Annotated in this window: 27 protein-coding genes; 10 read left to right on the top strand and 17 right to left on the bottom strand. The window is 70.6% G+C overall.

Going from position 1 to position 26,567, the window contains the following annotated elements; all coding sequences use genetic code 11:
• Nucleotides 1-88: 88 nt before the first annotated feature.
• From Q0Q23_RS02040 to Q0Q23_RS02030, 3 genes are read right to left on the bottom strand one after another with little or no spacing between them, the layout of a single operon-like run.
• The gene (locus Q0Q23_RS02040) at nucleotides 89-1,495 is read right to left on the bottom strand and encodes a UDP-glucose/GDP-mannose dehydrogenase family protein (RefSeq protein WP_295118545.1); all 1,407 of its coding nucleotides are present in this window, start codon (nucleotides 1,493-1,495) and stop codon (nucleotides 89-91) included.
• A gap of 31 nt (nucleotides 1,496-1,526) precedes the next feature.
• Entirely contained in the window at nucleotides 1,527-3,008 is a 1,482-nt protein-coding gene (locus tag Q0Q23_RS02035) for a glycoside hydrolase family 26 protein (protein ID WP_295118543.1), read from the bottom strand.
• Entirely contained in the window at nucleotides 3,001-4,578 is a 1,578-nt protein-coding gene (locus Q0Q23_RS02030) for a glycosyltransferase family 2 protein (protein ID WP_295118539.1), read from the bottom strand. The genes Q0Q23_RS02035 and Q0Q23_RS02030 overlap by 8 nt, the downstream gene beginning before the upstream one ends.
• Before the next feature lie 421 nt (nucleotides 4,579-4,999).
• Between Q0Q23_RS02030 and Q0Q23_RS02025 the strand changes: the two genes are divergently transcribed.
• Entirely contained in the window at nucleotides 5,000-5,497 is a 498-nt protein-coding gene (locus tag Q0Q23_RS02025) for a hypothetical protein (protein WP_295118536.1), read from the top strand.
• Between the two features lie 149 nt (nucleotides 5,498-5,646).
• Nucleotides 5,647-6,237, top strand: a complete 591-nt coding sequence (locus Q0Q23_RS02020) for a nitroreductase family protein (protein WP_295118535.1) — start codon at nucleotides 5,647-5,649, stop codon at nucleotides 6,235-6,237.
• A 70-nt stretch (nucleotides 6,238-6,307) separates the two neighbouring features.
• Here Q0Q23_RS02020 and Q0Q23_RS02015 read toward each other — a convergent pair whose 3' ends face one another.
• Nucleotides 6,308-7,357: a zinc-dependent alcohol dehydrogenase family protein gene (locus tag Q0Q23_RS02015; protein WP_295118532.1), complete on the bottom strand. Its 1,050-nt coding sequence runs from the start codon at nucleotides 7,355-7,357 to the stop codon at nucleotides 6,308-6,310.
• 67 nt (nucleotides 7,358-7,424) lie between these two features.
• Nucleotides 7,425-11,225, bottom strand: a complete 3,801-nt coding sequence (locus Q0Q23_RS02010; RefSeq protein ID WP_295118529.1) for an S-layer family protein — start codon at nucleotides 11,223-11,225, stop codon at nucleotides 7,425-7,427.
• Between the two features lie 216 nt (nucleotides 11,226-11,441).
• Here Q0Q23_RS02010 and Q0Q23_RS02005 point away from each other — a divergent pair, with 216 nt between their 5' ends.
• From Q0Q23_RS02005 to Q0Q23_RS01980, 6 genes are read left to right on the top strand one after another with little or no spacing between them, the layout of a single operon-like run.
• The gene (locus tag Q0Q23_RS02005; protein ID WP_295118527.1) at nucleotides 11,442-11,909 is read left to right on the top strand and encodes a DUF6916 family protein; all 468 of its coding nucleotides are present in this window, start codon (nucleotides 11,442-11,444) and stop codon (nucleotides 11,907-11,909) included.
• Nucleotides 11,909-12,373: an N-acetyltransferase gene (locus tag Q0Q23_RS02000; protein WP_295118655.1), complete on the top strand. Its 465-nt coding sequence runs from the start codon at nucleotides 11,909-11,911 to the stop codon at nucleotides 12,371-12,373. The genes Q0Q23_RS02005 and Q0Q23_RS02000 overlap by 1 nt, the downstream gene beginning before the upstream one ends.
• Entirely contained in the window at nucleotides 12,370-12,714 is a 345-nt protein-coding gene (locus Q0Q23_RS01995) for a DUF6916 family protein (protein ID WP_295118524.1), read from the top strand. Before Q0Q23_RS02000 ends, Q0Q23_RS01995 begins: the two co-directional genes overlap by 4 nt.
• Complete coding sequence (locus tag Q0Q23_RS01990; RefSeq protein WP_295118520.1) at nucleotides 12,711-13,223, top strand: phage tail protein; 513 nt, start codon at nucleotides 12,711-12,713, stop codon at nucleotides 13,221-13,223. The genes Q0Q23_RS01995 and Q0Q23_RS01990 overlap by 4 nt, the downstream gene beginning before the upstream one ends.
• A gap of 14 nt (nucleotides 13,224-13,237) precedes the next feature.
• The gene (locus Q0Q23_RS01985) at nucleotides 13,238-13,735 is read left to right on the top strand and encodes a phage tail protein (RefSeq protein WP_295118516.1); all 498 of its coding nucleotides are present in this window, start codon (nucleotides 13,238-13,240) and stop codon (nucleotides 13,733-13,735) included.
• Nucleotides 13,736-13,742: 7 nt separating this feature from the next.
• On the top strand, nucleotides 13,743-14,258 hold the full coding sequence (locus tag Q0Q23_RS01980; protein WP_295118512.1) for a phage tail protein: 516 nt from the start codon (nucleotides 13,743-13,745) through the stop codon (nucleotides 14,256-14,258).
• A gap of 75 nt (nucleotides 14,259-14,333) precedes the next feature.
• Here the strand turns inward: Q0Q23_RS01980 and Q0Q23_RS01975 are convergent, their stop codons facing one another.
• On the bottom strand, nucleotides 14,334-16,499 hold the full coding sequence (locus Q0Q23_RS01975; RefSeq protein ID WP_295118509.1) for an ATP-dependent Clp protease ATP-binding subunit: 2,166 nt from the start codon (nucleotides 16,497-16,499) through the stop codon (nucleotides 14,334-14,336).
• A gap of 119 nt (nucleotides 16,500-16,618) precedes the next feature.
• Here Q0Q23_RS01975 and Q0Q23_RS01970 point away from each other — a divergent pair, with 119 nt between their 5' ends.
• The gene (locus Q0Q23_RS01970) at nucleotides 16,619-16,993 is read left to right on the top strand and encodes a hypothetical protein (protein WP_295118506.1); all 375 of its coding nucleotides are present in this window, start codon (nucleotides 16,619-16,621) and stop codon (nucleotides 16,991-16,993) included.
• A 51-nt stretch (nucleotides 16,994-17,044) separates the two neighbouring features.
• Here the strand turns inward: Q0Q23_RS01970 and Q0Q23_RS01965 are convergent, their stop codons facing one another.
• The 6 genes from Q0Q23_RS01965 to Q0Q23_RS01940 form a co-directional block, all read right to left on the bottom strand.
• Complete coding sequence (locus Q0Q23_RS01965) at nucleotides 17,045-17,758, bottom strand: copper resistance CopC family protein (RefSeq protein ID WP_295118503.1); 714 nt, start codon at nucleotides 17,756-17,758, stop codon at nucleotides 17,045-17,047.
• Entirely contained in the window at nucleotides 17,755-18,573 is an 819-nt protein-coding gene (locus Q0Q23_RS01960) for a YcnI family protein (protein WP_295118499.1), read from the bottom strand. Before Q0Q23_RS01960 ends, Q0Q23_RS01965 begins: the two co-directional genes overlap by 4 nt.
• Nucleotides 18,574-18,716: 143 nt before the next feature.
• Complete coding sequence (locus tag Q0Q23_RS01955; RefSeq protein WP_295118496.1) at nucleotides 18,717-19,352, bottom strand: hypothetical protein; 636 nt, start codon at nucleotides 19,350-19,352, stop codon at nucleotides 18,717-18,719.
• A 133-nt stretch (nucleotides 19,353-19,485) separates the two neighbouring features.
• Nucleotides 19,486-21,003 carry an APC family permease gene (locus tag Q0Q23_RS01950; protein ID WP_295118493.1) on the bottom strand — a complete coding sequence of 506 codons (1,518 nt, stop codon included), beginning with the start codon at nucleotides 21,001-21,003 and terminating at the stop codon, nucleotides 19,486-19,488.
• A 135-nt stretch (nucleotides 21,004-21,138) separates the two neighbouring features.
• Nucleotides 21,139-21,828 (bottom strand): GNAT family N-acetyltransferase, encoded by a 690-nt coding sequence (locus Q0Q23_RS01945; RefSeq protein ID WP_295118490.1) that lies wholly within the window; start codon nucleotides 21,826-21,828, stop codon nucleotides 21,139-21,141.
• A gap of 126 nt (nucleotides 21,829-21,954) precedes the next feature.
• Nucleotides 21,955-23,070: a class I SAM-dependent methyltransferase gene (locus Q0Q23_RS01940; RefSeq protein WP_295118487.1), complete on the bottom strand. Its 1,116-nt coding sequence runs from the start codon at nucleotides 23,068-23,070 to the stop codon at nucleotides 21,955-21,957.
• A gap of 101 nt (nucleotides 23,071-23,171) precedes the next feature.
• Here Q0Q23_RS01940 and Q0Q23_RS01935 point away from each other — a divergent pair, with 101 nt between their 5' ends.
• The gene (locus tag Q0Q23_RS01935) at nucleotides 23,172-23,663 is read left to right on the top strand and encodes a hypothetical protein (RefSeq protein ID WP_295118484.1); all 492 of its coding nucleotides are present in this window, start codon (nucleotides 23,172-23,174) and stop codon (nucleotides 23,661-23,663) included.
• 3 nt (nucleotides 23,664-23,666) lie between these two features.
• Here the strand turns inward: Q0Q23_RS01935 and Q0Q23_RS01930 are convergent, their stop codons facing one another.
• The 5 genes from Q0Q23_RS01930 to Q0Q23_RS01910 form a co-directional block, all read right to left on the bottom strand.
• Complete coding sequence (locus Q0Q23_RS01930) at nucleotides 23,667-24,218, bottom strand: isochorismatase family protein (RefSeq protein WP_295118481.1); 552 nt, start codon at nucleotides 24,216-24,218, stop codon at nucleotides 23,667-23,669.
• 69 nt (nucleotides 24,219-24,287) lie between these two features.
• The gene (locus tag Q0Q23_RS01925; protein WP_295118478.1) at nucleotides 24,288-24,614 is read right to left on the bottom strand and encodes a hypothetical protein; all 327 of its coding nucleotides are present in this window, start codon (nucleotides 24,612-24,614) and stop codon (nucleotides 24,288-24,290) included.
• Nucleotides 24,608-24,955, bottom strand: a complete 348-nt coding sequence (locus Q0Q23_RS01920; protein ID WP_295118475.1) for a hypothetical protein — start codon at nucleotides 24,953-24,955, stop codon at nucleotides 24,608-24,610. The genes Q0Q23_RS01925 and Q0Q23_RS01920 overlap by 7 nt, the downstream gene beginning before the upstream one ends.
• Nucleotides 24,956-24,963: 8 nt before the next feature.
• Nucleotides 24,964-26,148, bottom strand: a complete 1,185-nt coding sequence (locus Q0Q23_RS01915; RefSeq protein WP_295118472.1) for a hypothetical protein — start codon at nucleotides 26,146-26,148, stop codon at nucleotides 24,964-24,966.
• A 44-nt stretch (nucleotides 26,149-26,192) separates the two neighbouring features.
• Nucleotides 26,193-26,498, bottom strand: a complete 306-nt coding sequence (locus Q0Q23_RS01910) for a hypothetical protein (RefSeq protein WP_295118469.1) — start codon at nucleotides 26,496-26,498, stop codon at nucleotides 26,193-26,195.
• Nucleotides 26,499-26,567: the final 69 nt, after the last annotated feature.

Below are 26,567 nucleotides of genomic sequence, written 5' to 3'. Positions count from 1 at the left end.
GTGTTATCCGTCGCCGAGGGGCACGTAAGCGCCCTCATTTCAGTGTTTTAGGGGCGTTAAGGTGCCCCTCGGCGGAGGTGGGGTGGGGTCAGTGGATGGGGACGGGGAGGGCGTCGGGGACGAGCGCAGCGGTCTCGGGCACGCGACCCATGCCCAGGACCGTCCAGCCCGCGGCGTTCCACGCGGCGGCGTCCAGGCAGTTGCGCGCGTCGATCACGGTGCTGCCGCTCGACAACTCGGCGAGCCGGGACGGGTCGGCGGCCGTGAACTCGTCCCACTCGGTGAGCACCACCGTCAGGTCCGCACCGCCGACGGCGTCCTCCATCGAGTCGGCGTACCCGAGCGTCGGGAAGAGCCGCTGCGCGGTCCCGCGCGCCTGCGGGTCGTAGACCACGACCTGCGCACCCCGGAGATGCAGCGCGGCCGCGACATTGAGCGCGGGCGAGTCGCGCACGTCATCCGTGTGCGGTTTGAAGGCGGCCCCGAGCACGCCGATCCGGCGGTTCAGCACCGATCCCCCCAAAGCCTTTAGGGCCAGATCGATGACACGCTGCCTGCGCCCCATGTTGATCTCGTCCACCTGCTGGAGGAGGCCGACCGCGGCGTGCGCGCCCAGCTCGTTGGAGCGGTGCATCAGCGCCCGGATGTCCTTCGGGAGGCAGCCGCCGCCGAAACCGAGGCCGGCGTTGAGGAACTGGCGCCCGATGCGCGCGTCGTGGCCGAGCGCGTCGGCGAGCAGCGACACATCGGCGCCGGCGGCGTCGCACACCTCGGCGATGGCGTTGATGAACGAGATCTTGGTCGCCAGGAACGCGTTCGCGCTCACTTTGACCAGTTCCGCGGTGGGCAGGTCGGCGACCAGCACCGGCGTCCCGTCGGCGATCGGCCGGGCGTAGACGCGGCGGAGGACGGCCTCCGACCGCTCGGAGGTGCCGCCGAAGACGAGCCGGTCGGGGCGCAAGGTGTCGTCGACCGCCTTGCCCTCGCGAAGGAACTCGGGGTTCCAGACGAGCTCGACGTCCACGCCGGCGGGCGCGGCCTCGGCCACGATCGCCCGCAGGCGCGCACCGGTGCCGACCGGGACGGTCGACTTGCCGACGATCAGGGCGTCGTGCGTGAGGTGCTCGGCGATGCCGCGCGCCGCCGCCTCCACGTAGCCGAGGTTCGCGGCGAACGAGCCGGACTGCTGCGGGGTGCCCACGCAGATGAAGTGGACGTCGGAGACGGCGACCGCTTCCGCGATGTCGGTCGTGAACCGCAGCCTCCCGGCCGCGACGTTGCTGCGGATGAGCTCCGGGAGCCCTGGCTCGAAGAAGGGCGCGCGACCCTCGGTGAGCTCGGCGACCTTGTGCGGGTCGGTGTCGACGCCGATGACGTCGAAGCCGAGCTCGGCCATGGCGGCGGCGTGGGTGGCTCCGAGGTAGCCGGTGCCGATGACGCTGATGCGCGGGGCCGGCTGCTCCTTGGGCTTCTTGGTGGAGGAGGTGGAGGTCATGTGCGTTCCTTCCGTGGCGAGTGAACGGGGTCTAGGGGGCCGGGGTGAGCGTGAAGTCGTCTTCCGGCTTGGTGAGACCGGCGATGAACGCCGACAACGAGTCCGGCCGGGAGTCGATGCGCCAGTCGTTGGTGGCGCGCACGCCCTCCACATAACTGGTGACGGCGAGGTTGAACCACGAGAAGCCGATGACGTCGGAGTTCTCGGGCTTGGCGAGCGCGTCGAAGAAGGACGTGATCCACGCGGCCTTATGCCCCTCGGTCTCGGAGGCCCCGACCTCCGCCAGCAGGATCGGCTTCTTCGTGATGCTCCGCAGCGCGTCGAGACTCGGCTTGAACGTGTAGTCGAAGGTGAAGTCGTTGTCGGGCTTGTACGGGGGCCGCAGGTAGCCGGAGAGCCCGACCCAGTCGACGTACTGGTCGCCCGGATACAGGTTCTCGAGGTAGCCGGCCGCCTTGTGCGAGGCGGGCAGATTGTTGACGATGTTGGGCGCCCACACCCACACGACGAGGTCGTTCGCCCCCTCCTCCTGGAACACGTCGTGGACGTGCCGCCACATCTTCACGTAATCGCCCGGGCTGTTGCCGTTGATCGAGTTGCCCGCGCCGTCGTTCTCGGCCCACGGGTACCAGATGCCGTTCATCTCGTGGTCGAGCCGGATGGCGAGGGGCAGGCCGGTCGCGACGACCGCTTTCGCGTACTGGTGCAGGTAGGCGTCGAAGTCTCCGCCGATGATCTTCGGGAGCGAGTAGTCCGGGGCCGAGTTGGAGGAGTTGTCCGCGTTGATCGGACGGGACTCCCAGGTCATCATCGGCATCCGCCCCTGCTGCCAGGCGCGCGTCACCGCGTCGGGTCGGAACGGCTGATCCCAGCCCTGGAAGTAGCCGACCAGGTTCGGCGCCACACCGATCTTCGCGCTGGTGGCGTCGAAGGTCGCCCAGTTGAACGGCGCCTGGTCGGTGTACATCCCGAAGTAGCGGGAGGTCGGGTTCAGGAGGTCGGCGCGAGCCGGCGCGGTGATCGGGGCCGGCCCGCTGCCGGACGATCCGGAACTCGACGCCGGCTTGCCCGACGCTCCTGCACCGGAGGACGTGTGGGCACCCTTCGACTGGAGCGCCGCGAGCTGTGCCTTGACGCTCGCCAGCTCGTTCTGGGCGGCGAGCGTCTTCTGCTGCGCGGCGGCGAGCTGCTTGGCGGAACCGGCCTGCGCGGCCAGCGCCTGCGCCTGCATCGCGGACATCTTGCCCTTCTGCGAGGCGATGGTCTGCGTCGCGCGGTTCAGGTTGCGTTTGAGCTCGGCGTTCTGCGCGGCGAACGGCGTGATCGTCTCGGTCGCATCCGCCACCGCGTTGCGGAGCGGGGCGCCCGTGGGCGAGACCCAGACGTAGGCGGAGATGCCGACGAGCACCATCGCCAGGGCGATGAAGGCGGCGGCCGTGGCCTGCGATCGCGACTTCGACTGCGCCCACCAGGAGTGGGCTCGGGTGCTGAGGGTAGAGGTCGGGCTAGACAAGGAACAGGGCCTCCAGGGTCAGGATCGCGATTCCGATCAGGTACGGGATGGCGGCGAGCGGGTTGAGCCGACGACGAGCCGGCTTCGTGGTCTTCTTGGTCGTGATCTTCGCGGCCGTCTTGGCCACCGTCTTCGCCTGGGCCCGGGTGACCACGGCGGTCGTGGGACGGGTGGCGGTGGCCAGCGCGGTGGCCGAGCTCACGCCCCCGACCTCGTCGGGGAGGCCGGGGATCGGCGAATCCGTGGTCGTGGTCGTGGTCGTGGTCGTGGTCGTGGTCGTCCCGAGCGCTGCGATGTCGTCATCGCTGCTGATCTCGCCCGGTCCTCCCGCGTAGGCGCCGGCGCGCGTTCCCCAGCCGCTGGCGTGCGCCATGCGGAAGAACCCGAGGAGCCGGATCGGCATGAGGAAGAACGTCGAGACGATGATGAACACCGGCAGGCGGAAGAAGTCGCTCGGCTTCTCGGAGAGGTGCCGGATCTGGCGGATCGACATGCTGATCACCGACGAGGTGACCATGAGCGCGACGACCGTCATGATGCCGCCCTGGATGCCGTAGGTCTTCAGGAAGCCCTCATAGAAGTTGTAGCCCTCGCCCGTGATCGAGCGGTACACCCAGCCGCCCATGACGCCGGCGAGGACGAACGGGAGCAGGATGTCCATCACGAAGAAGAAGGACAGGATGGGCGCGTGGCCGAGCATCCACGGCAGCATGCGCAGGGTGTTGTACTGGCTGCCGCGCGCCCAGCGCAGCTGCTGCTTGAACAGCTTCTTCACCTTCAGCGGCGCGTCGGTGTAGACCAGGCTGGTGTGCTGGTACACCGTCCGGTAACCCTCCTTGAGGGTGAGGTTCGTCAGCGTGCGGTCGTCGGAGACCTCCAGGAACACCCCGAGGAACTTCTCGGTCATGAACTTCTCCATGACCCGCATCAGGATCGAGCGGCGGAACGCGATCGTGCGCCCCGGCAGGCAACCGATCTGACCGACCACGCTCTGGGCCGGCATCGAGTACAGGGCCCGGGAGTTCTCCAGCCAGTCCGCCCAGCGCGTGATCCAGGACCGCTCCGGCTCCAGGATGCGCTGCTTGGTGGTGACCCCGCCGACGCGCTGGTCGGCGAACGGCTTGACCAGTTCACTGAGCGTGTTCTGCGTCCACACGGTGTCGGAGTCGACGAGCACGGTGATCTCACCGGTGGACATCCTCGTCCCGATCATGACGGCGTTGCGCTTGCCCGGGATCGGCGTGTGCACCCAGCGCACCAGCGGCGCGAACTCCTCGCACACCTCCGCCAGCTCCGGGTTCGGGGCGCCGTTGATGACGACGATGATCTCGCCCGGCCGCTGCTCGACCATCCGGCCGAGCACATCGCGGAAGAGGTCGAGCGGCTCGTCCACGACCGGGACGACCACGCTGGTCGTGCCGTGGAACTCACCCGTGTACGGGCGGTAACGGCGCGACATCAAGACCTTCACGATCCAGATCACCCAGATCAGCGCCGAGTAGATGGCGAACAGGTAGAGCTCCGGATGGCCGCCGAGCATGTGCCGGAGCTGCAGCAGGAAGATGAACACGAGACAGACCTCTCACGGGGCTGAATGGGGGTGGCATCCGCGACGGTGGGGATCTGGTCGGTTCGGGTTTTCACAGTTCTACGGGTCGTCGTGCAGACCCCGCAAGTGGGGGTGGAACACGCTGGACGACGCGTCGCGGGTCTGCAGTCGGGGGACATGTCCGCAGACACGCGGACACGGCATTCCGCTCGGTACCGAACCGGTTGAATGCCCGGTCAGCACGATAATCCGCGCATGAGATCCCGGGCGTGGCGAGTGCAGCTCGGCGGGTGCCCGTGTACCCCGGATCGCCCCTCTCGGCGCTGCCTGAAAGATTACGAAGTTTTACACGTCCGTCACACAGCGTTCACACGCGCGGCCGTCTCGGGGCCGCTCGATTCGCCTCTACTGTGCGCGGCATCCGCGGCGCTATGCTGGCGCCGTGACCGCAGTCGAGCGCTCCACCCGTCGACCGACCCGCCACCGCGCGCGCCGCAGAGCCGCCGCTGCGATCGTCGGTGTCGCGGTCCTCGGCCTCCTGACGGGCTGCGACCTGTTCGCCCCGCAGGAGACGAAGAACATCACCGAGGCGGCAGACGGCGTCAACGGCGACATCGGGGCGATCTTCATCGGCAACGCCGTGCTGCTCACCACCGATCCCGCCGGAACGACGAGCCTCGTCGCCACCCTGGTCAACCAGGGCGAGTCGAACGAGAACGTACGGATCAGCACCGACTCGGGGTCGGAGACGGTCACCGTGAAGCCGGCGGAGTCCGTGCAGGTCGGCACGTCCGACGGACAGTCGGTCACCTTCGCAGGGCTCGGCGCGAAACCGGGTTCGCTGGCGTTCGTGACCTTCCAGACGAGCACGGAGACCGAGACCCTCAACGTTCCGGTGCTGGACGGCTCGCTGCCGCAGTACCAGGATCTGGCGCCGTAGCGCCGTCAGCTTCGGCGCGGGATGACGCGCTCGGCGACATCGAGGCTGTGATACGGCTGGAATAGCCGGGCCGATCCATGTGTTCTCATGGATATAGCCAGGCAATGGAGCCTCGAGCAGCCCATCCACGTCGAGGAGAATCCACCCCCATGTCGCTGATCGACACCGCCACCCGCACCGCCGACACCTCCTACCCGCTCCTGCCCGCACTCGCAGAGCGCTGGAGCCCCCGTGCCTTCGACACGGAGGCCGTCATCGACGAGGCCAAGCTGACCGCCGCCCTGGAGGCCGCGCGCTGGTCCCCGTCGGCCAACAACACCCAGCCCTGGCGCTTCATCGTCGCCCGCCGCGGCAGCGCCGCGTTCGACACGATCGTCGCCAACCTGATGGGCTTCAACCAGGTCTGGGCCGGAGCCGCCGGCGCCCTCGTCGTCGCGCTCGCGGAGGTCGTGGACGCGGACGGCAACGAGCGCCGCTGGGCGACCTACGACGTCGGCCAGGCTGTCGCCCACTTCAGCGTGCAGGCACACCACGACGGTCTCCACACCCACCAGATGGGCGGCTTCGACGCCGCCGGCCTGCGTGCCGCGTTCGACCTCGACGAGCGATTCCTGCCCGTCTCGGTCACCGCTGTCGGCATGCTCGGTGACGTGGATACGCTCCCCCAGCCGCTGCGCGAGCGCGAGCTCGCCCCGCGCACCCGCAACGCGCTCGACGAGATCGTCGTCGTCAACTCCTGAGCCTCGAGATGTGAGTAATCGCGGGAATCGGCCCTTCGATTCCCGCGATTACTCACATCTGGGCGTCGCGCTAGGGGCGGACGAGGGTCTTGATGGCCCGGCGCTCGTCCATGGCGGCGTAGGCCTCGGCGATGTCCTCCAGCGGCAGCTCGAGGTCGAAGACCTTGCCCGGCTGGATGGCGCCCGACCAGACGTCCTGCAGCAGCTCCTCCACGTAGTTGCGCACGGGAGCGACGCCGCCGTTCACGCCGACGTTGGAGCCGAAGAGGGTGCGGATGGGCAGTTCGGCTCCGCCGTTGGGCACGCCGACGTAGCCCACCATGCCACCCGGGCGGGCCGAGCGGATCGCCTGGTCCATCGACTCCTTGGTACCGACCGCCTCCAGGACGCAGTCCGGGCCGATGCCGTCGAACAGCTCCTTGACTGCCGCGATCCCGGCGTCGCCGCGCTCGGCGACGATGTCGGTGGCCCCGAACTCGCGCGCGAGCGCCTGGCGGGACTCGTGCCGCGACATCGCGACGATCCGGGAGGCGCCGAGGCGGGCGGACGCGAGGACGGCGCACAGGCCGACGGCCCCGTCGCCGACCACGACGACGGTGCTGCCCTCGGTCACGCCGGCCGAGACGGCGGCGTGGTGACCGGTGCCCATCACGTCCGAGAGCGTGAGCAGGCTCGGGATGAGGTCGGCGCTCGGGTACTCGGGCGTCGCGACGAGGGAGCCGTCGGCGTGCGGCACGCGCACCTTCTGGCCCTGACCGCCGTCGGCGAAGCCGCCGAGCCTGTCGTCGGCGCCCCACCAGCCGCCGTGGAGGCACGACGTGCTGACGCCGTTCTTGCAGTTGGCGCAGGTCATGTCGCAGTCGTAGAAGGGCGCGATCACGAAGTCGCCGACGGCGATGGTCCGCACCTCGGGGCCGACCTCCTCCACGACGCCGACGAACTCGTGGCCGATGCGGCGCGGGCTGCTGGTCGGCGTGACGCCGCGGTAAGGCCACAGGTCGGAGCCGCACACGCACGCCGCGACGACGCGCACGATGGCGTCGCCTCCGGTGGACAGGACGGGGTCGGGCACTTCTTCGAGACGAACGTCGCGTTCGCCGTGGATCACGGTGGCAAGCATGGGAAAAAGCCTACGCCTGCATGCGCCCGCAGCCCGGCTCCGGCGACCGCGGAGCCTGCGACCGTACTCAGGAACGCGCTCCCGCCCGCCTCCGGAACACGAGTACGCCTCCGGCAGCCAGCAGCAGGAGAACGAGCAGCGCCACCGCGGTGATGTCGCTTCCGGTGTCGGCGAGGCCGTCGGCCGCGCCCGGAGTGGCCGACGAGCCGCCCGTCGCTCCCCCGGGCAGTACGAAGTCGGTGCGCAGCACGCGCGTGCTGCCGTCGGCGGCCGTGCCGATCGCCACGAGCGAGTGCGCTCCCGTGTAACCGGCCGGGATGACCACGGTCGCGGTGGCGGTACCGGTGACGTCGGCGTTCACCACGGCGAGCGTGACGGGCGTCGAGTAGATTCCGAAGCTCACGGGCGAATCGGGAGCGAATCCGCTCGCCGTGAGGACGATCGACTGGCCCGCGTGCTGCGATGCCGGCACACCCGGCAGCACGCCGTCGGCAGCCGGCGGGACGAGCGGCAGCGTCCGGAGGGCGACATCCGCGACGACGACGCTCAGCGTCTGCGACACCGCACCCGCAGTCAGTGCGACGGTCGCGGTGCCCGCGGCGTCGAGCGTCCTGCCGGCGATCGTCGCCGTCCCGTCGCCGTGGTCGGTGAAGGTCAGTCCGGTCGGAAGAGCACCCGCCAGCGTGATCGCACCGACCGCCGGATAGGCATGCGCCGTGGTGACGGTGAAGTCCACGTCGACGCCGCGCTGGACGTCGAGTGTCGCCGGGCTGGTGATCGCGCCGGCTTCGTCGACCGTCAGGGTGAACGATTGGGAGGCCGCCGGTGCCGGCGCGGCGTCCGCCGTGACGGTCACGGGGTAGACACCGCCGGAGCCGGCCGCCGGGGTGCCTGTGAAGACACCGGAGCCGTCGCCCTGGTCGACGAAGCGCACGCCGCTCGGCAGCGCCCCCGACACGCTCAGTGCCCGGGCAGCCGGGTATCCCGGCGTCGTCGTGACGGTGAACGACGAGGACGCACCGGCCGTGAAGGCCGTGGCCGCGGCGCTCGTGAACGCGGCCGGCTGCAGCACGGTCAGGACGAACGCCTGCGTCGCATCGGGGAGTGCGCCGTTCGCCGCGGTGATCGCGATCGGGTAGGTTCCGCCCGCAGCCGCCGGCGGCGTGCCCGCGATCGTCGCCGTGCCGTCCCCGTTGTCGGTGAAGCCCAACCAGCCCGGCAGCGCCGACGTCGTGCTCAGCGCCGGGACGGGCGATCCGCCCGTGGTGACGGTGAACGACCCGGCCGAGCCCGCGGTGAACTGCGCGCCGGCGGCGCTGGTGATCGTCGGCGTCCGGGTGACCGTGAGCGTCGCGACGGTCGTCGCCGTGCCCGACGCGTTGCTGAAGACGGCGGCGTAGCGGTAGCCGCTCTCCGCGAGGGAGGCGGTGAAGCTGAGCGTGGTCGCGGTCGCACCGGGGATCGGCTGGTAGCTGGCGCCGCCATCGGTCGAGCGGGTCCACTGCACGGTCGGCGCGGGGTAGCCGCTCGCGGACGCCGTGAAGGCCGCCGTGCCGCCCTCGCCGACGGTCAGGTCGGAGGCCGCGAGCGTGATGCCGGGCACCGCCGCGACGAGGATGGTCAGGGGCGCGCTGCCGGTGCCCGCGCCGGAGGTCGCGCCGAGCGTCACCGGGAACGAGCCTCCGGTGCCGGTCGGGGTTCCGGCGATCGTCGCCGTCCCGTCGCCGTTGTCGCTGAAAGTCACGCCCGCGGGCAGTGCACCGCTCAGCGAGAGCGTCGGCACGGGATAGGCGTGCGCGGTCGTCACCGTGAACGAGAACGGCGACCCCACGAGCGCGTTCGTCTGCGCGCTGCTGGTGATCCGCCGCGCCTCGAGCACCGTCACCGTGAAGGACTGCGCCGCCGGGGTGCCGACGCCGTTGGACGCGCCCAGCGTGACCGTCGCCACACCGCCGCTGCCGGTCGCGGGAGTGCCGGCGATCGTCGCCGTCCCGTCGCCGTTGTCGACGAAGCCCAGCCCGCCGGGGAGCGTGCCGGTGAGCGTGATGGGAGCCGGCGTCGGCCGTCCCGTCGTGGTCACGGTGAAGGATCCCGAGGCGCCGACGGTGAACTGCGCCGTCGACGCGCTCGTGAACGCCGGGGTCTGGTCGAGCGTGTACGGGATGCTCTGGGTGGTCGTGCCCGCCGCGTTGGTGGCCGACACCGTCAGCGTGTAGTCGCCGGCGGGAGCGGTCGGCGTGCCGGTCAGCGTCGCGGTTCCGTCGCCGTGGTCGGCGAGGGTCAGCCCGGCCGGCGGCGTCCCCAGCAGTGCGAAGCTCGGGACGGGATAGCCGGTCGCCGTCAGCGTCGACGACTGCGGCTGGCCGACGACACCGGTCAGCGCGCTGGTCGAGGTGATCACCGGCTTCGCATAGACGAGGACGGGGACGGAGAGGGACGCCTGGTCGACCAGCACCGTGACGGTCGCGGAACCGGGCCGGGCGGAGGAGAACGTGGTGGTGGTCTGGCCCGTCGTGAGTGCTCCGGCGGCGGGGGCGACCGTCGCTCCCGCGATGCCGGACACCCCCCAGGTCGGGGTGAGGCCGGTGAGCGCGCCGAGCTGGCCGAGCGGCACGGCGGCGCCCGACGAATCGGCGAGCAGGGAGGCCGTGATCCCGGTGCTGCTGGCCGGCTGCACGATCGGCGACGAGGCCGCGGACACCGTCAGCGTGAGGTACGGGGTCGCCGTCACCGCGCCGGAGGTGGTGTCGCAGCCGCTCGCGCCCGGCGCGCCCGCGCATCCCCACCAGTTGCGGGTCGCGGTCACCGCACCGCCGAGGTTCGCCACGGCGGTGCCCGTGTTGCCGGTGATCCGGTCGTACTGCGCGGTCAGGGTGCCGCCGGTGACGCCGATGGCCGAGCCGCCGCCCGTGGAGTTCTGATTGCCGGTGAACGTCGAGCCCGTGACGCTGAGGGCGCCGCCGTCGAGCCACACGCCGGCGCCCCGGAAGAGGCCGGTTCCCGCGGTCACCGTGTTGCTGCTGAACGTGCTGCCCGTGATCGACAGGGCCGTGGCCGATCCCTGCGGGTCGCTCACCGCGACGGCCGCGCCTCCGGTGACGTTCGTCGCTGTCGCCGTGTTGCCAAAGAAGGTGGACCCCGAGATCGAGAGCGACTGGCCGACCGCGCCCTGAGCGGTCGAACCGACGGCCTGATAGTAGATCGCGCCTCCCGACCCGGTGCCCGCATCGTTGTTGGAGAACACGGAGTTCGTCACGGTGAGCGACCCGCCGACGAACTGGATGGCGCCGCCCGGGTTGCTCGTGCCGGTCACGGTGTTGGCCCGGTTGCCGCTGAACTCCGAGTTCGTGACGACGAGGGTGTCGGGGAGAGTGGGGTCGGGCGAGCCGCCGAGCAGGGCTCCGCCGCCGAAAACGTTGTCGACACCGCCGGTCACCTTCAGACCGTCGATGGTCGCCTTCACTCCGCCGACCGGCACGGGATCGACCAGGAAGACCTGGTGCTGGCCGTCGCCGACGATGGTCGGCGTGCCCTGGCCGGTGATGGTGATGTCCGCTCCGGCCTGCGTGCCGACGGGCAGCGAGCCGAGAGCACTGGAGAGCGTGTAGGTCCCCGGCGCGACGGTCACGGTCTGGGGGCCGCCGAGGTTGTTCGCGACGCACAGCGCGTTGCGCAGGGTCGCGGGCGAGCCCTGGGTGACGACGCTGGGCTGCGCGCACGCGTTGTTGGGGTCGCTGTCGAGGGTGGAGGTGACCGAGAGCGTGCCGGCGGCCTGCGCCGGCACCACGCCGGCGAACAGTCCGGCGACGAGCGCGACGACCGCGCCGGCGGCGATGAGGGGGAGGCGGCGCGCGGTCGAGGTGGGCATGACGGGAGCGGCTCCTCGCGGGCGGCCGCGTGCGAGCGCGCGCGGGCATGTCGGGTGGCCGCGGGTCGGGTCGCGGCCCTCCGATGCTAGCGGCCCGCGGCGGGCGGCGATGTCCCCTCTGTGCGGGCCAGAGGCGCCGCGCGGGGATGCCCTAAGCTCGCATCCAGGCTGCGCGCGACCCGACCCGTCACGCCGCCCCTGCAGGAAGGACCTCCCGTGCCCGAGCTGTCGCGCCGTGCCGTCATGGCGTCCGCGCTGGGCGGCCTCGGCATCGCCGCAGCCGCCGGGCTGCCTGCCGTGCCCGCCGTCGCCCACGGGATCGTCGCGACCGGCGCGGGTGCCGGCCGGGCTTCGGCCGCCAGCACGGCGACCGCCGATCCGGTGCGCTCGCTCTTCGCCCCCGCGATCGGACGCGCATTCCGCGCCACCCAGAGCGCCGACGGCAGCGGCGGCGGCGAACGCACGATCGACCTCGTCCTCACCGCGGTGGAGGACATCGCCGACAGCGCCCCCGGCGACGAGTACCGTTTCCTGTTGCTGTTCACGGCCTCCGGCTACACCGCCGCGGACGGCATCTACACCTTGCGCCGCGCCGGCGCCCCCGAGGTGACGCTCTTCCTCAGCGCGATCGGCCCGCGCGGCATGACCCGCGCCATGCAGGCCGTGGTGAGCCGGACGGCGTGATGGCACTGCGCACCGTCGAGCTGCGGCCGGCCCTCCCGTCCGACGACGCGTTCCTGCGCCGCCTCTTCCTCGAGGTCCGCCGCGGCGAGTTCCCCGGCCTCCCCGCCGCCGACCTCGACCCGCTGCTCGCACTGCAGTACCGCGCGCATCTCGCGGAAAGACGCGATCGCCACCCGCGCGCCGAGACGTCCATCATCCTGGACGCCGGCGAACCCGCCGGCACGATCAGCATCGACCGCCAGGGCTCACGCGTGCACCTGGTCGACATCGCCGTCGTGGCCGACCGCCGCGGTCGGGGCATCGCCTCACGCGTGCTCTCCGACCTCGTCGCCGGCAGCGGGCGCGTGACATTGTCGGTCTGGAGCCTCAACCACGCGGCGCGCCGCCTGTACGAACGCCACGGGTTCGAGGTGGTCTCCGAACAGTTCGGCTACCTGCTGATGGCGACGGAGGCCGACGGATGACCGCGTACGAGGCGTGGGCCGCTGCGGCCGGGCAGACCTTCGAGGCGACGGCCGGCGACGGTGAGCGGTTCCCGCTCCGGCTCGCCTCGGTCTCTCCCGCCCGGCGCTCGAACGGCTGGCTGGGCTACACCCTGGAGTTCACCGCTGCGCCGGACAGCGCCGCGCAGCAGCAGGTCCATGCACTCCGGGGCGCGGGCATCGACGAGGCGGTGTTCCTGGTGCCCACCGGGAGGACGGCGGACGGCCTGACGCTGGAGGCCGCGTTCATGGTCGCCGACCCGGCGGACGACGCCGCCACCACCAGCGCCGCCACCACTGCCACCGCCGAGGAGGAACGATGAGCGACCCGTACATCGGGGAGATCCGCATGTTCGCGGGCAACTTCCCCCCGAGCGGTTGGGCGCTGTGCAACGGCCAGCTGCTGCCGATCTCCGAGAACGACGCCCTCTTCAATCTGATCGGCACCACGTACGGCGGCGATGGCCAGCAGACGTTCGCTCTGCCGAACCTGAACGGTCGGTTCCCGATGCACTTCGGGTCGGGCCCCGGCGGCACCACGTTCCAGCTGGCCCAGACCGGGGGAGCGGACGAGGTCACCCTCACCGCGAACCAGCTGCCGGCGCACACCCACCCCGTCGTCACCGGCTCCGCCGCCACCACGGCGAGCGCGAACGGCGCGTATCCGGCCGCGTGGGCCGACTCCCCGTACACGACCGCCGCGCCCGACACGGCGCTCACGTCGCAGCAGCTCGCGGCCCAGGGCGGCTCGCAGCCGCACGAGAACCGGCAGCCGTACCTCGCGATGACGTTCATCATCTCGCTGAACGGCGTCTTCCCCAGCGCGAACTGACCCGAGGAGCATCCGTGAGCGAACCCTTCCTGTCGGAGATCCGGCTCGTCAGCTTCGTCTTCGCGCCCAAAGGCTGGGCGCTGTGCAACGGTCAGCTGATGCCGATCAACCAGAACCAGGCGCTTTTCGCGCTGCTCGGCACCACGTTCGGCGGCGACGGTCGCACGACGTTCGCGCTGCCGAACCTGCAGGGGCGCGTGCCGGTCGGCGTGGGCGACCGCTACAACCTCGGCGAGGTCGGCGGCGAGTACGCACACACCCTGACCCTGGCGGAGATGCCCGCACACGCCCACCCGGCGTCCGTCGCCGCCGCGGCGACCGCTGCGACCCCGACCTCCAGCACCGTGCTCGCCCAGCCGGGCAAGGCCGCCTACTCGACGACGCACACCGGCGCGATGGCCGCGGCAAGCGTGTCCACCGTCGGCGGCAACCAAGCGCACGAGAACACGGCGCCGTACCTGGCGCTCAATTACGTCATCGCCCTCCAGGGCATCTTCCCGTCACAGAACTGAGGCCCCGATGAGCGACCCGTTCCTCGCCGAGATCCGGCTGGTCCCCTTCAACTTCGCACCGACGGGATGGGCGTTCTGCGCCGGCCAGATCCTGCCGCTGTCGCAGAACACCGCCCTCTTCTCGCTGCTCGGAACGACCTACGGCGGCGACGGCAAGTCGACGTTCGCCCTCCCGAACCTGCAGGGCGTCACCGTGCTGGGAGCCGACCCCGACCAGTTCCCGCTGGGCCAGCAGGGCGGGGTGGACTCCGTCGGCCTCCTCGCCGGCGAGATGCCGTTCCACACCCACCAGTTGCAGGTGGCGGCGGCGAACGGATCGACGACCGACCCGGCCGGCGCGAGCTTCGCCAAGCCGCGCGTCGGCCGCACTCCCGAGAACGGCTACGGGACGAGCCCGACCGTCCCGCTCGCGGCCGACGCGATCGCACCGGTGGGCGGTTCCGTGCCGCACAACAACATGCAGCCGTACCTGGTGCTGAACTACATCATCGCGCTGCAGGGAGTCTTCCCGCCGCGGCAGTAGCCGACGACGACGCGGCAGGGGCGGGCATCCCGTGAAGGGACGCCCGCCCCTGTCGCAACTCGGAACCGGCCGGCGTCACGCCTCGTCGCGAACGGGCGCCACGGTGAGGCGGTCGCCGTCCGGCGCGAGGTCCACCCGCACCAGGTCGCCGTCGCGGACCTCGCCCGCGAGGAGCTCCGTCGCGAGGCGGTCCTCGATCTCGCGCTGCATCAACCGTCGCAGCGGCCGTGCGCCGTAGATCGGATCGTAACCGCGCTCGGCCAGCCAGCGCCGCGCGTCCGGCGTGACCGCCAGCTCCAGCCGGCGCTCCTCCAGCCGCCGCATCAGGCGATCGATGTTCAGCTCGACGATCTCGCCGAGCTCGTCCTGGCTGAGGGCCGAGAACACCACGATGTCGTCGAGGCGGTTCACGAACTCCGGCTTGAACGCCTGCCGCACCATCTGCAGCACGGCCTCCTCGCGCTCGGTCTCGTTCAGGGCCGGGTCGACCAAGAACTGGCTGCCGAGGTTGGAGGTCAGAATCAGGATCGTGTTGCGGAAGTCGACCGTGCGCCCCTGCCCGTCGGTGAGCCGACCGTCGTCGAGCACCTGCAGGAGCACGTCGAACACCTCGGGGTGCGCCTTCTCGACCTCGTCGAGGAGGATCACCGAGTAGGGGCGACGGCGCACAGCCTCCGTGAGCTGTCCGCCCTGCTCGTAGCCGACGTAGCCGGGAGGAGCGCCGACCAGCCGCGAGACGGAGAACTTCTCCCCGTACTCGCTCATGTCGATGCGCACCATCGCCTTCTCGTCGTCGAAGAGGAACGCGGCGAGCGCCTTCGCGAGCTCGGTCTTGCCGACACCCGTCGGGCCGAGGAACAGGAACGAGCCCGTCGGACGTCCGGGGTCGGAGATGCCCGCCCGCGTGCGGCGCACGGCGTCCGCGACAGCGGAGACGGCCTTCTTCTGGCCGATGATGCGGCGCCCGAGCTCGTGCTCCAGGTGCAGCAGCTTCTCCGTCTCGCCCTGGGTGAGCCGGTCGACCGGGATGCCGGTCCACGCCGCGACCACGGCGGCGATGTCGTCCGCCGTGACCTGTTCGTTCACCATGCGCGGGTGGTCGGGATGCTGCTCGGCCTGCTCGGCCTCCGCCAGCTCGCGCTCGATGTTCGGGATGGTCTCGTACTCGATGCGGGAGGCCTCCTGGTAGCGCCCGTCGCGCAGTGCGAGGTCGCGGTGCGTCTTGGCCTCCTCGAGCTGCGAGCGCAGCTCGCCCACCCGGTTGAGGGACGCCTTCTCGGCCCGCCAGCGCTCCTGGAGCGCCGCCAGCTCGTCCTCCTGCTCGCGCAGGCGCTGGCGGAGCTGTTCGAGGCGCTCCTTGCTGGCCTCGTCCTTCTCCTTCTTGAGCGCGAACTCCTCGAGCTTCATGCGCTCGACCTGGCGCTGCAGGGTGTCGATCTCGACCGGGGCGGAGTCGATCTCCATCTTCAGCCGGCTGGCGGCTTCGTCGATGAGGTCGATCGCCTTGTCCGGCAGCTGCCGCGCGGTGATGTACCGGTTCGACAGGGAGGCTGCGGCGACGAGGGCCGAGTCTTCGATGGTGACGCCGTGGTGCGCCTCGTACCGTCCCTTGAGCCCGCGCAGGATCGCCACGGTGTCCTCCACGCTGGGCTCTCCGACGTAGACCTGCTGGAAGCGGCGCTCGAGCGCGGCGTCCTTCTCGATGAACTCGCGGTACTCGTTGAGCGTGGTGGCGCCGATCAGACGCAACTCGCCGCGGGCCAGCATGGGCTTGAGCATGTTGGAGGCCGCGACGGAGCCTTCTCCGCCGCCGGCGCCCATCAGGATGTGCAGCTCGTCGACGAAGGTGATGATCTCCCCCTCCGCGTCGTTGATCTCCTTCAGGACGGCCTTGAGCCGCTCCTCGAACTGGCCGCGGTACATCGCACCGGCGACCAGCGCCGACAGGTCGAGCGACACCAGCTGCTTGCCCTTGAGCGAGTCGGCGACGTCGCCGGCGACGATGCGCTGGGCCAGCCCTTCGACGACGGCCGTCTTGCCGACGCCGGGCTCGCCGATGAGCACGGGGTTGTTCTTGGTGCGACGCGTCAGCACCTGACTGACACGACGGATCTCGGCATCCCGTCCGATCACGGGGTCGAGCTTGCCGCTCTTCGCGATCTCGGTGAGGTTGATGCCGTACTGTTCGAGGGCGCTCTTCGCCTCCTCCTGCGTGGAGGGGGCGCCTTGCATGTTCGCCATTCTCCGGTGTTCCTTTCGAAGTCCTGTGACAAAGTTGAGTCTACTAAGCTCAACTTTGGTTTGGCGAGGGGTATTCCGGATTCTTTCGACGCGAACGCACGGCGACTAGCCTGGTTGCCATGATCGACCCGATGGATGCGCGGGTCGTGCTGCTCGACGGCGCGACAGCGGCGACCCTGGCCCAGGTCCTGCCGCTGCTCCTGCTGACACTCATGGTGGAGCTGCGACGGGTGGAGGTGCACCGGCGTGGGCGCGTGCGCCTGACGCGCACGCTGCTCGGCGTGTTCTTCCTGGTCTTCGGCATCGTGGAGACCGTGCTGGTGCTGTCGATCGACGGCAGGTTCATCCCGTTCGAATGGACGGACCTGGTGCTCGCACTGGTGATCTTCGGGCTGCTGGCCCTGCTGTTCTGGCTCTCGCTGCTCGACGCGCCCGGCGCGAAGAAGCGCAAGCACGACCACGAGCGGGACGAGGGGTCGCCGAGGGGCGCCTAAACGCCCCTAAGGCGCACGCATAAGGGCGTTAGGACGCCCCTCGGCGACCCTTCAGTCGCCGCCGGGGGCCGGCGGCTGCGGGGGCTTACGGCGGGCGGTGAGGACGACGATGACCACGCCGATCAGGGCGAGCACCACGATCGCGATACCGATCCCGATGACCAGCGGCAGACCGCTGTCGGCGGACGACGACGCGGATGCAGGCGCCGACGTGGACACCGTCTCGCCGGGTGTCGGCAGAGCCGCCCCCGGTGTCGCCTCCGGCGCCGGCGTCTTCTCGGACCCCGGAGTCGACGGCGCGCCACACGTCGGAGACGCGGAACCGGCCGATGCCGAGGTCGCGCCCGCCGCCGGCTTGTACTCGAATCCGTACGTGCCCGACACCGTGTGACCGTCCGCCGAGACGATCTGCCAGTCCACCGTGTACGCACCGGCCGCGCCGAGCGCCACGGGGGCCGTCACGCTGTCGCCGAGGACGCTCGGGCAGCCCGTCTCGAAGTACCGGCCGCCTGCTGTCACCTGGAGGATCGCCGACGAGCCGTTGCCGGTCAGGTCGAGCACCCGGTCGTTGAACGTCAGGCTCACCTGGGTCAGCGGCTCGGTCTGCACCGCCCCGCTGGCCGGCGACGAATCGACGAGGTAGTCGTGCGCGCTGGCCGCCGTCGCCGGGAGGAGCGTCAGCGCCGAGGCCACGAGCACGGCACCCAGGGCCGCGAAGCGCCGACCACGCCTGCGCCCGGTGCCGCCGTTCCGGGCGACGGTCACTTCGAACCGTCCGCTGCGGTCGCCGACGCGGGCGTCGACTGAGCCGCCGGTGACGTGACCGCGCGCGAGCGCCGCGTCAGCGCGAGCACCGAGACGACGAGGGCGACGGCGCCGAGCACCAGGCCGGCGATGCCGAGACCGATCGCGGTCGCTGCAGCCGCCGGCGACGCCGCGGCGGGTGCCGCCGGCGCGACCGCGGTGGGCGTCGCCAGCAAGCCGGGGGTCGCCGCACCGTCGGCCGGCGGGGGCGCGTCGGTGATGTAGACGGTGGGCGCGGGGTGCTCCGGCTCAGCCCCGGAGGCCGGGGTCTTCTCGTCCCAGTTGACGACCGTGCCGTCGGAGTAGTACTGGTGCGTCGGCAGCACGATGCTGCCCGTATCGGGCATCGCCCCCGCCGAGATCACGAACTGCTGGAACTGACCGGGAGCGATCTGGACTCCCTGCTCGGCCGTCCAGACGACCTTCACCGGAGCCTGGGTGACGGTTCCGTCGTCGGTCTTGATCGGCTTTGCGAGCGTCTCGGTGACGACCTGCGTCGACCAGCCCGCGAGCGGCTGGTACGACACCGAGCCGAGGGGGGTGTCGGTCGGCAGGTCGACCTCCAGCTTCACCGTTCCGGCCGTCGCCGACTCGGTGGGGACCTTGAAGGTGAGCGTGGCATAGCTGCCGACCGCGGCCTGGTCCGGATCGACATGGACGTGCGCGCTGGCGGCGAGCGGAGCCGCGAGCGCGAGCGCCATCGCGGCGAGGGAGGCCGCGCCGGCCACGACGGCGGTGCGGGCGCGCAGTCGGCTGCGCGAGGTGGAACTGTTCATGGGTTCGTCCGATTCTCGGCCGCGTCGAACGCGAGCCGGGTGAGGGGATGGCGGAAGCCTCCCGGCCGAGCGCGCGGCTGCGTTCAGCCGAGCGTCGAGCGCGGAAGGGAGCATTCCCCGGGCGGCGCATGCGCGAGCGCTGCTCAGCCGGCCGGGACGAACCCCGGGGGCGGACCGCGGCGCCGCCGTCCGTCGAGCACGGTGTCGAGCCGGCGCGGCGCGCGCGGAGCCGCCGCGACGACCGAAGAGACGCGCCAGGTAGGCTCCGCCTGCACCGCCGTTACCCGGTCGACGAGCCGGCGGAGCACGAAGAACGCGAACCGGGCGACGGCCAGCAGGGTGCGCTCACCGTGCAGCAGCACCGTGACCGTCAGCACGACGGCGGCCGCGTGGGCGAGCCACATCCACGGGCTGTCGCCGATCAGCGTGGCGGACATGGCCATCCGCGCCGGCGAGGGCGAACCGGGGTCGATCGTCAGGTGCATTCCGGCGTGGAGGTGGCCATCGGCCGGCATCCCGCTGAATGTCGCGGAGGGGCTCAGCGTGAACAGTGCGTGGAAGAGGAACTGGCTGACCAGCACCGACAGGGTCACGCGCCAGACCGCGACCCGTTTGCCCGCCAGGGCGATGCTGCCGAGCGACGAGAAGACGAGGCTGAGCGTCAGAGCCAGCGCACTCGGCGCCTGTCCGCCCCCCGTCATGTGGAAGAGCGCGGCGACCACGGTGGCGATACCCGCGGCGGCGAAGCCGCGGGCGACCCGTGCTCCGCGCGAACTCATGCGCACCACTCTACGCGGCGCTCTACACGCGGTCGAAGTCGGCGACGCTGCGGGGCGCGCCGCCGGACATGACGCGACCGCCGAGCATCCCGGGGTCGGAGGATGTTCGGCGGTCGCGCCGGGTCCGAAGGCGTCAGAGCGCGGCAGGGTCCCTGTCGTCGATGTTCGCCGGGGCCTTGGCATCCAGCTCTTCCGGGAGCTCGAGCGGACGGCGCGCGTAGTAGCCCTTCGCCTTGCGGTAGAAGAGGACGAGCGGCACGATGCCCACGACGATCAGTCCGACGCCGATGCTGTTGACGATCGGGTCGTTCTGGGTGATACCCATCACGAAGATCACGCCCATGAAAATCGCCCCGGCCGCCGGCCAGAGGAAGATCAGCAGGAAGTTCTTCACCGAGCGGAACAGCACCCGACGGTACGCGACCACCACGGCCACGCCGGCGAGCGTGTAGTAGAAGGCGATCTGCATGCCGATGGACGCGATCGCGTTGGTCATGATGTCCGACACGGTGCCGAGCAGGTTCGAGCCCACGAAGAGGATGATCGACACGCCGACGACCACAAGCGTCGCGAAGGCGGGCGTCCGCCAGCGCGGGTGGATGCGGCCGAACGCCTTCGGGATGGTGTGGTCACGGCCCATGGCGAAGAGCGTGCGGGTCACCTGGATGAGCGTGGTCTCCAGCGTCGCGATGGTCGACAGGGCGACGGCCACCACGAGGATCTTGCCGCCGATGCCCGGCCACACGGCGTCGCCGAGCACCGAGAGGATGTTCGCGCTGTTGTTCTCGATCGTCTTCGACGGCAGCATGACCAGCGTCGCGATCGTGAAGATCTCGAACAGCAGGAAGACGATGACGATGCCGATGATTCCGGCGGATCCGGCGTTCTTGTGGCCGTCTCTCGTCTCCTCGTTCAGGTTCGACGAGACGTCCCAGCCCCAGTAGTAGAAGGCGGCGATGAGGGCGGCCGAGACGAAGACGCCCTGCCCGCTCAGGTGGCTGAAGCCCAGCCAGTCCCACGAGAACGACGGGCCGGCGTGGCTGCTGGTCGCCGCGCGCACGATCATGAGCACGGCGAAGAGGATGAGGATCCCCACTTCGATGAGCGACATGATCCACTGCGCCCGCGCGGTCACGTGCACGCCGAACAGCACGCACGCCGCCATCACGAGGAACCAGATCGCGCCGACTCCCGTGATCAGCCAGGCGTTGTTCGCCTGATCGGGCGCGAACAGCGTCACCGTCATGGCACCGGCCGGGAGGGCTCCCGCGACCATGAAGATGGTGGCCGAGACGACCAGCGCCCACCCGGACAGGAAGCCGAGGATGGGATGGAGGGCGCGGGCGACCCACGAGTACGTGGCACCTGCGTTGACGTCGGCGCGCCCGAGATAGAGGAACGCCCAGGCGATGCCGAGCATCGGGATGCCGCACCAGAGCAGTGCGGCCGGCGCGCCGAGTGCGGCGGCGCCGACGAGCGTCGCGGTCGTGGCCGCGATCGAGTAGGCTGGCGCGCTGCCGGCCACGGCCATCACGATCGAGCCGGCGGCGCTCACCCCGTCCGCCTGCAGTGCGTGCTTTTCTTCGCCCCCGCGAGGGTCGGCTCCGTTGTCGAGTGCTACGGAAGCCGGCCGGGAATTGTCCTGCGTCATTGCTCTCCCTGGCTAGGGTCGCGTGTGCGACAGAGGGACGTTAGCAAGTCCACGCCCCGACGACAAGCTTTTTGCTACGAAATCGGTTGCCAAAGTCATGAGGCAGTGCGGAAACCGGACGAATTCTGTGTGGAGTCAGAGATTCTCCGCACTTTCCACTCCGTGCTCAGGCAGCTCGGGAGCCGCCTGGAGCGTCTGGCCGCACCTGTGCTCGGCCGCCGCGATCACGAACGTGGCGTACCGTGCCGTGCCGCCGGCTGGGCGGAATCCGAGCCGGAGAGCCAGCCGCGCGGAGGCGAGGTTCGTGCGGTCGATCACCGCGGTCACCAGACACGCGCCGAGCTCGCCGAACGCGAGGTCGAGGAGGGCGCGGGCCGCCTCCGTCGCATAGCCGTGGCCGCCCTCGGCGGTCAGCTGCAGCCAGCCGATCTCGGCCACGCGGGTCTCGGCCGCGACCGTGCGCAGGTGCAACGAGACGTCGCCGATGACACGGCCGTCGCGCTCCACCGCGAGGACCAGGAGGTCGCCCGGCCGCGACAGCACCGTGTGGGTCGTGCGGGCCATCAGATGGTCCCTCACCTGGCGAACCGTGCGCAGGGGCCAGTCCAGGCCGCGCCGCACCTCCTCGTCGTCCTCGATCCGTCGCCAGTCCGGCTCGTCCGACGACCGGTAGGGCCGGAGGAGCAGGCGCGCCGTCCGCAGCTCACGGGCTACGACCGGCGCTCCGATGGCCGGTGAGCTCCAGAGGAGGCGGAGCGTCCGCAGTCCGGAGAGCGGACCGCGCAGGTGCAGCGCACGATGAGGGCGGCGCGGGAGAGAGGCCACGGCAACCTCCTCTCCTGCCCTGACGCTAACCCGGTGCGACTCCGTCGCGGCTGCGACCTCCGAGCGGCGCGTGAGAAGCACGGAAGCGTCGCATAGGGCGCACCCAGCGGGGCGATGCCGGAGAGGTCAGGGTCGACGGGATGCGGTCACCGTGAACTTGGGGTTGCGCGTGATCTGACGGGTCGGGCCGACCGCGCGCTCGAGCGCCGGCCGATAGCCGAGGTGCGAGTTCCACACCGTCCACAGTTCGCCGCCGGGGGCGAGCACGCGGCCGGCGTCGGCGAACATGCGGTGAGCGATCCCGGTGTGCACGGCCCCGCCGATGTGGAACGGCGGGTTGAGCACGATGAGGTCGGCCGATGCGTCGGCACGGGTCGACAGGCCGTCGTCGCGGACGACCTCCACCCGGTCGGCGACCCCGTTCGCCGCGGCCGTGTCGCGCGCCGAGGCCACGGCCGCCGCCGACTGATCCGTCGCGACCACGCGCAGGCGGGGCCGCCGGGTGGCGAGCGCGGCCGCGAGCACACCGGTTCCGCAGCCGAGGTCGACCGCGGAGGCGGCCTCGGGCACCGCCCCGTCGAGCACCGACAGCAGGAGGCGGGTGCCGATGTCGACGGTCGGGCCGGCGAACGCGGCGCCGTAGGCGCACACGTGCAGGCCGGTCTCGGCATCGAGCGCCCGCTCGGGCCAGCGGTCGAGCACGGTGGCGGCGGCGGTGTGCGGCTCGCGGACGGTGAGCACGCGCGCCTTCTGCCGGGCCAGCGAGACCTGGAGCTCGCCGAACACCTCAGCGAAGACGGCATTCATGGCCGGCGTCATGTGCTTGAGCATCCCGCCCGCATACACGACGACCTCGGGATGCGCGTGCTCGGCGACGAGCGTCGCGATCTCGGCGAGCGCCTCCAGGCTCCGCGGCAGCCGCAGCAGCACGGTGCGGGCGCCCGCGACGAGCTCGGAGTCGAGCGCGTGATGCGTGAAGCCGCCCGCGAGCGCGAGCGCCTCCGCGTTGGCGTCGAGAGCCCGCTCGGCGGTCAGCGGGTCCTGGTGCACCCGGATGCCGTTCGCGCCGCGCGCGGCGGCGGCGAGCGTCAGGGCCCCGTACGCGTCGCCGATGACGACCAGCCCCGGACGCAGCACGTCATCACCGGCGACGTCGGCGAGGAGGCGGTCGGCCGCATCCGAGGCGAACAGGTTCGGCGCCTCCACATCGGGCCGCCGGCGCAGCCGCTCGTAGGGGAACATGCGATCCAGTCAAGCAGACGCCCGGGCGGCGTCGGTCCCAGCGGGAGCGGTCGAGCGACGGAGTGGACGACGGCGCGACCGACGACGGAGGACGAGCACGTGTGGTATCCCTGACGCGTGAACGACGCCGATCCGCACCTCCTCGCCCCGGGCTCGCCCCGACCCCGTTCACGGCGGCCGAGATCCGCGCGGGGTGCCCGGCTGGTCGCGTCTCGATCGTCCGGACGTCCGACGGCATCGGCTCCACCCGGTTCGCCGCGGTGGACGACGACGGGGCGTGGATCGAGGACACGCCACTCGACGGAAACGGGGAGGCGGCGGGCCCGGTCGAGCGCGAGCGGTCGACGTGGCACGAGTTGCAGGAGCACGCGGCGTTCCCCGCAGCGGACACGACGATCGACCGTGCCGAGCTGACCGGCCCGCTCGGCACGCTGTCGTGCCTCCGCTACACCGTGCGCCGTGACGCGGCTGAGCTCGTGTTCTGGTTCGCGGTCGACTTCCCGGGGATGCCGATCCGCGTCGAGCGCACCGAGAACGGCATGACCCGGGTCACGCTCGAGGTCGTCGCTATCTCGGGCGTGCCCGAGCGCTGACGCTCAGCGGAACGCGACGTCCGCCGCCCCCACGACCTCGGCCGTTCGCCCGGGCGCCCGGTGGTTGCCCCAGTACAGGTTCGTGTGCGCGATGACCAGGTCGGGCGTCGGTGCTCCCCACTCACTCAGGTCCTCCGTGGTGTGCGCGTCCCCGACCAGGGTCACGTCGTAGCCGCGGACCACTCCGCCGTGGATGGTCGACCGGATGCACTCGTCGGTCTGCGAGCCCGTGACGACCAGGTGCCCGACGCCTGCGGACGCCAACACGTCCTCGAGCGTGGTCTCCTCGAACGCGTCGGCGTAATGCTTGGGCACGAGCGCCTCGCTGTCGTCGCGCGACAGCTCGGGCACGTACTCCCACGCCTCGCTGCCGTACTCGACGTTCTCGTCGGAGTGCTGGATCCAGATGACCGGGACGCCCTCCGCACGCGCCCTGTCGACCAGGTCGCGGATGTTGCCGACGACGTCGTCGCGGCGGTACGCGCCGCCGATGACGCCGTTCTGGACGTCGATCACCAGGAGCGCGGAGCGCTCGCGGCCGTGGAGTGTTGTCATGCGATCCCCCTCACCGCACCGAGGCTACTCGGATCAGGCGCTGGAGGAAATGGTGCGCCCGCTCGGCCGTCACTGCTCGGCCAGGAAGCGCTCCCGCTGCTCGTCCTGCTCCCTGAGCATGCAGTCGTACTCGTCCTCCAGCTCGCCGACCCGGCGGCCCGCGTACGCCACGTTCTCGGCGGCGGCGTCCGAGACCCGGCGCAGCCCCTCCCGGAAGCCGGGGTCATCGGCCACGCCCTCACGCGCGCCGACGCTGAAGAACGCCTCACACACCTGGTCGACTCGGGAGCGGTAATGGCCGAGGTAGCGCTCGGCCGCCTCGATCCTCAGCCGGGCGGTCGTGCGCTCGTGGTCCTGAGCGTCCTCCAGCTCTGCCAGCGTTCTGTACGTCACCATGCGATGCTGTCCACCCCGTTGGCGTAGTCGTTCTCGGCCCTCAGCTCGCCGATTCCGCGCTGCACTGTGTCCGCGACGGCGCCGGCGAGGACGGTGTTGCCGACGTCAGCGGTGCGGAGGGTGAGGCCGATTCCGGTGTGCGCCGGCAGCACGATCGCGGACTCACTCACCTTCACCGCCGCGTGGTCGGCGTGCACGATCGGAGGCATCAGGCAGTCCAGCAGCTGGACGGCCGCACCGTGGACCTGCGCCTCGATCCAATTCTGGACCTCGTGGACGCCGGACCGTATCTCCCGGTCAATGCCGTCGAAGAGTTCCTGCACGAAATCTGCGGGGTCCATGCCCCCTCCTATCCGCGGAGTCCGAAGGTCACGGCCCACTGAGCGTCCTGCTCCAGGGTGTGCTGCACGGCCTGAACGATGCCCCTGCTGAGCTGGCCGACGCGCTCGATGTGCCGGTCGACTCGCTGATCGACGGCCCGCACGGCGCGTTCATCGACGTTCTGGTGGACATGCAGGCGGTGCCGGTCGATACAGGCCTCGACGTCGTATGCGGTGATCGTCGGCAAGAGGGCGGCGGTGTTCTTCGCCGCCAGCAACCCGGCCTCCATGCGCGGGATGATCCGGCCGTTGGCCTGCTTGATCTGCGCCAAAGCGGTCGCCGTGCCGCCGATACTCGCCGCAAGACCCAGCGCGGCGACCGAGTTGACCGCCACCATCGCCCCGGACGCGTTCTTCCCCAACGTCTGCATAGCTACCGGGCTGCGCGCGATACCCGCCAGCATCGACAACACAGGAGAAGCGGCCGTCGACGCCCCGGGAAGGAAGGTGTCCATCGCGTTCCCGAGAATGTCTTCGAGGCGACGGCCGTTCGCGCCCGCGCCCGTGATCGAACCATCCGGGTCGAATCTGAACGCCCCACCATTTCCGAGGTTGTGATAGTCCAACGTCTCGCGACCACGCTGATCGGACACGAAAACGGCTGCGCCCGTCCGGTTGGCATACAGGTTGCCGATCAGGTCCCACTCGTTCACATAGTTGACCAGCCGGGTGCGACCCGCCGTCAGGTCGGCCTCCAACCGCTTCCTCGCCTGCGGCGACAACCACTCCCACGGGTCCGGCCCGTTGAACGTCGTCGCATCCCACCCGTTCTCCGCCGCGACCAGCAACGCCAGGAACCCGCCCAGCGAATGCCCCGCCGTCGACACGGACGAACCGGGATGCAGGTTCGCCACCCGATCCGCGAAGAATTGCGCGTCGAGCACCTGGCTCGACGGAGCGTGCGCGCCCCCGACGACCGTCTCGACATCCGCCAGGATGTCAGCCCGGTGATCCGGATTCGTTCCCGCATACGAGACGACGATGTGCGACATGTCCGGGACGCCGTCCGCCACGGGCACGACGGCCATCGCCTGGAAGCCGTTGACGGGGTTGTCCTCGGTGTCGATCACCTGATACGCCTGGGCGTGGTCGCCGTTACCGACGATGATCTTGTCACCGGTCGAATATGCGGGATCCTTCGCTAGCCGATCCACAAAATACGCTTCTGCCGCGATATCCAAGGCTTGCTCGGTCGTGGTCATTGGATTATCTCGGACGTTCCGTCGCTGTAGATGACCGTCAAAGCTAGACCCTGGGAAGGCGACGGGGCTTCGGGAGGCACATCACTACCTCCGACGAATCCGGGCCCGATATCCGGACCTATGATCACCTGATAGTCCACTCCATCGACTGTGGCCACGGCATTAGCCCCCCAAGGAGCGCCGAGGCCACCCCGACTGCCATCCTGCGTGAAGCGGACCTTCTCAACGTTCGGCTGGTACTCGTCGCGAAAGTAGAGCGCGGCCGCTCGCTGCAGCTCTTTGACGGGTGGGTCTGGTGTCATGAGGCGACTCCTTATCGGTGAACAGGCCGTCAGACCGACGATCAGCGCGATGCCCATCAGCGCAGCGCC

It is taken from the genome of uncultured Leifsonia sp., assembly GCF_945957465.1.
Lineage (GTDB): Bacteria > Actinomycetota > Actinomycetes > Actinomycetales > Microbacteriaceae > Leifsonia.
The sequence above is the reverse complement of the archived record's forward strand: the minus strand, read 5'-3'. Positions and strand labels throughout refer to the sequence as shown.

Excerpts from the sequence above, each read along its gene's own strand:
- Q0Q23_RS02040 (WP_295118545.1), bottom strand. The coding sequence starts at position 1,495 with ATGACCTCCACCTCCTCCACCAAGAAGCCCAAGGAGCAGCCGGCCCCG.
- Q0Q23_RS02020 (WP_295118535.1), top strand. The coding sequence starts at position 5,647 with ATGTCGCTGATCGACACCGCCACCCGCACCGCCGACACCTCCTACCCG.
- Q0Q23_RS02015 (WP_295118532.1), bottom strand. The coding sequence starts at position 7,357 with ATGCTTGCCACCGTGATCCACGGCGAACGCGACGTTCGTCTCGAAGAA.
- Q0Q23_RS02010 (WP_295118529.1), bottom strand. The coding sequence starts at position 11,225 with ATGCCCACCTCGACCGCGCGCCGCCTCCCCCTCATCGCCGCCGGCGCG.
- Q0Q23_RS02000 (WP_295118655.1), top strand. The coding sequence starts at position 11,909 with ATGGCACTGCGCACCGTCGAGCTGCGGCCGGCCCTCCCGTCCGACGAC.
- Q0Q23_RS01995 (WP_295118524.1), top strand. The coding sequence starts at position 12,370 with ATGACCGCGTACGAGGCGTGGGCCGCTGCGGCCGGGCAGACCTTCGAG.
- Q0Q23_RS01990 (WP_295118520.1), top strand. The coding sequence starts at position 12,711 with ATGAGCGACCCGTACATCGGGGAGATCCGCATGTTCGCGGGCAACTTC.
- Q0Q23_RS01980 (WP_295118512.1), top strand. The coding sequence starts at position 13,743 with ATGAGCGACCCGTTCCTCGCCGAGATCCGGCTGGTCCCCTTCAACTTC.
- Q0Q23_RS01975 (WP_295118509.1), bottom strand. The coding sequence starts at position 16,499 with ATGGCGAACATGCAAGGCGCCCCCTCCACGCAGGAGGAGGCGAAGAGC.
- Q0Q23_RS01970 (WP_295118506.1), top strand. The coding sequence starts at position 16,619 with ATGATCGACCCGATGGATGCGCGGGTCGTGCTGCTCGACGGCGCGACA.
- Q0Q23_RS01960 (WP_295118499.1), bottom strand. The coding sequence starts at position 18,573 with ATGAACAGTTCCACCTCGCGCAGCCGACTGCGCGCCCGCACCGCCGTC.
- Q0Q23_RS01955 (WP_295118496.1), bottom strand. The coding sequence starts at position 19,352 with ATGAGTTCGCGCGGAGCACGGGTCGCCCGCGGCTTCGCCGCCGCGGGT.
- Q0Q23_RS01950 (WP_295118493.1), bottom strand. The coding sequence starts at position 21,003 with ATGACGCAGGACAATTCCCGGCCGGCTTCCGTAGCACTCGACAACGGA.
- Q0Q23_RS01940 (WP_295118487.1), bottom strand. The coding sequence starts at position 23,070 with ATGTTCCCCTACGAGCGGCTGCGCCGGCGGCCCGATGTGGAGGCGCCG.
- Q0Q23_RS01930 (WP_295118481.1), bottom strand. The coding sequence starts at position 24,218 with ATGACAACACTCCACGGCCGCGAGCGCTCCGCGCTCCTGGTGATCGAC.
- Q0Q23_RS01925 (WP_295118478.1), bottom strand. The coding sequence starts at position 24,614 with ATGGTGACGTACAGAACGCTGGCAGAGCTGGAGGACGCTCAGGACCAC.
- Q0Q23_RS01920 (WP_295118475.1), bottom strand. The coding sequence starts at position 24,955 with ATGGACCCCGCAGATTTCGTGCAGGAACTCTTCGACGGCATTGACCGG.
- Q0Q23_RS01910 (WP_295118469.1), bottom strand. The coding sequence starts at position 26,498 with ATGACACCAGACCCACCCGTCAAAGAGCTGCAGCGAGCGGCCGCGCTC.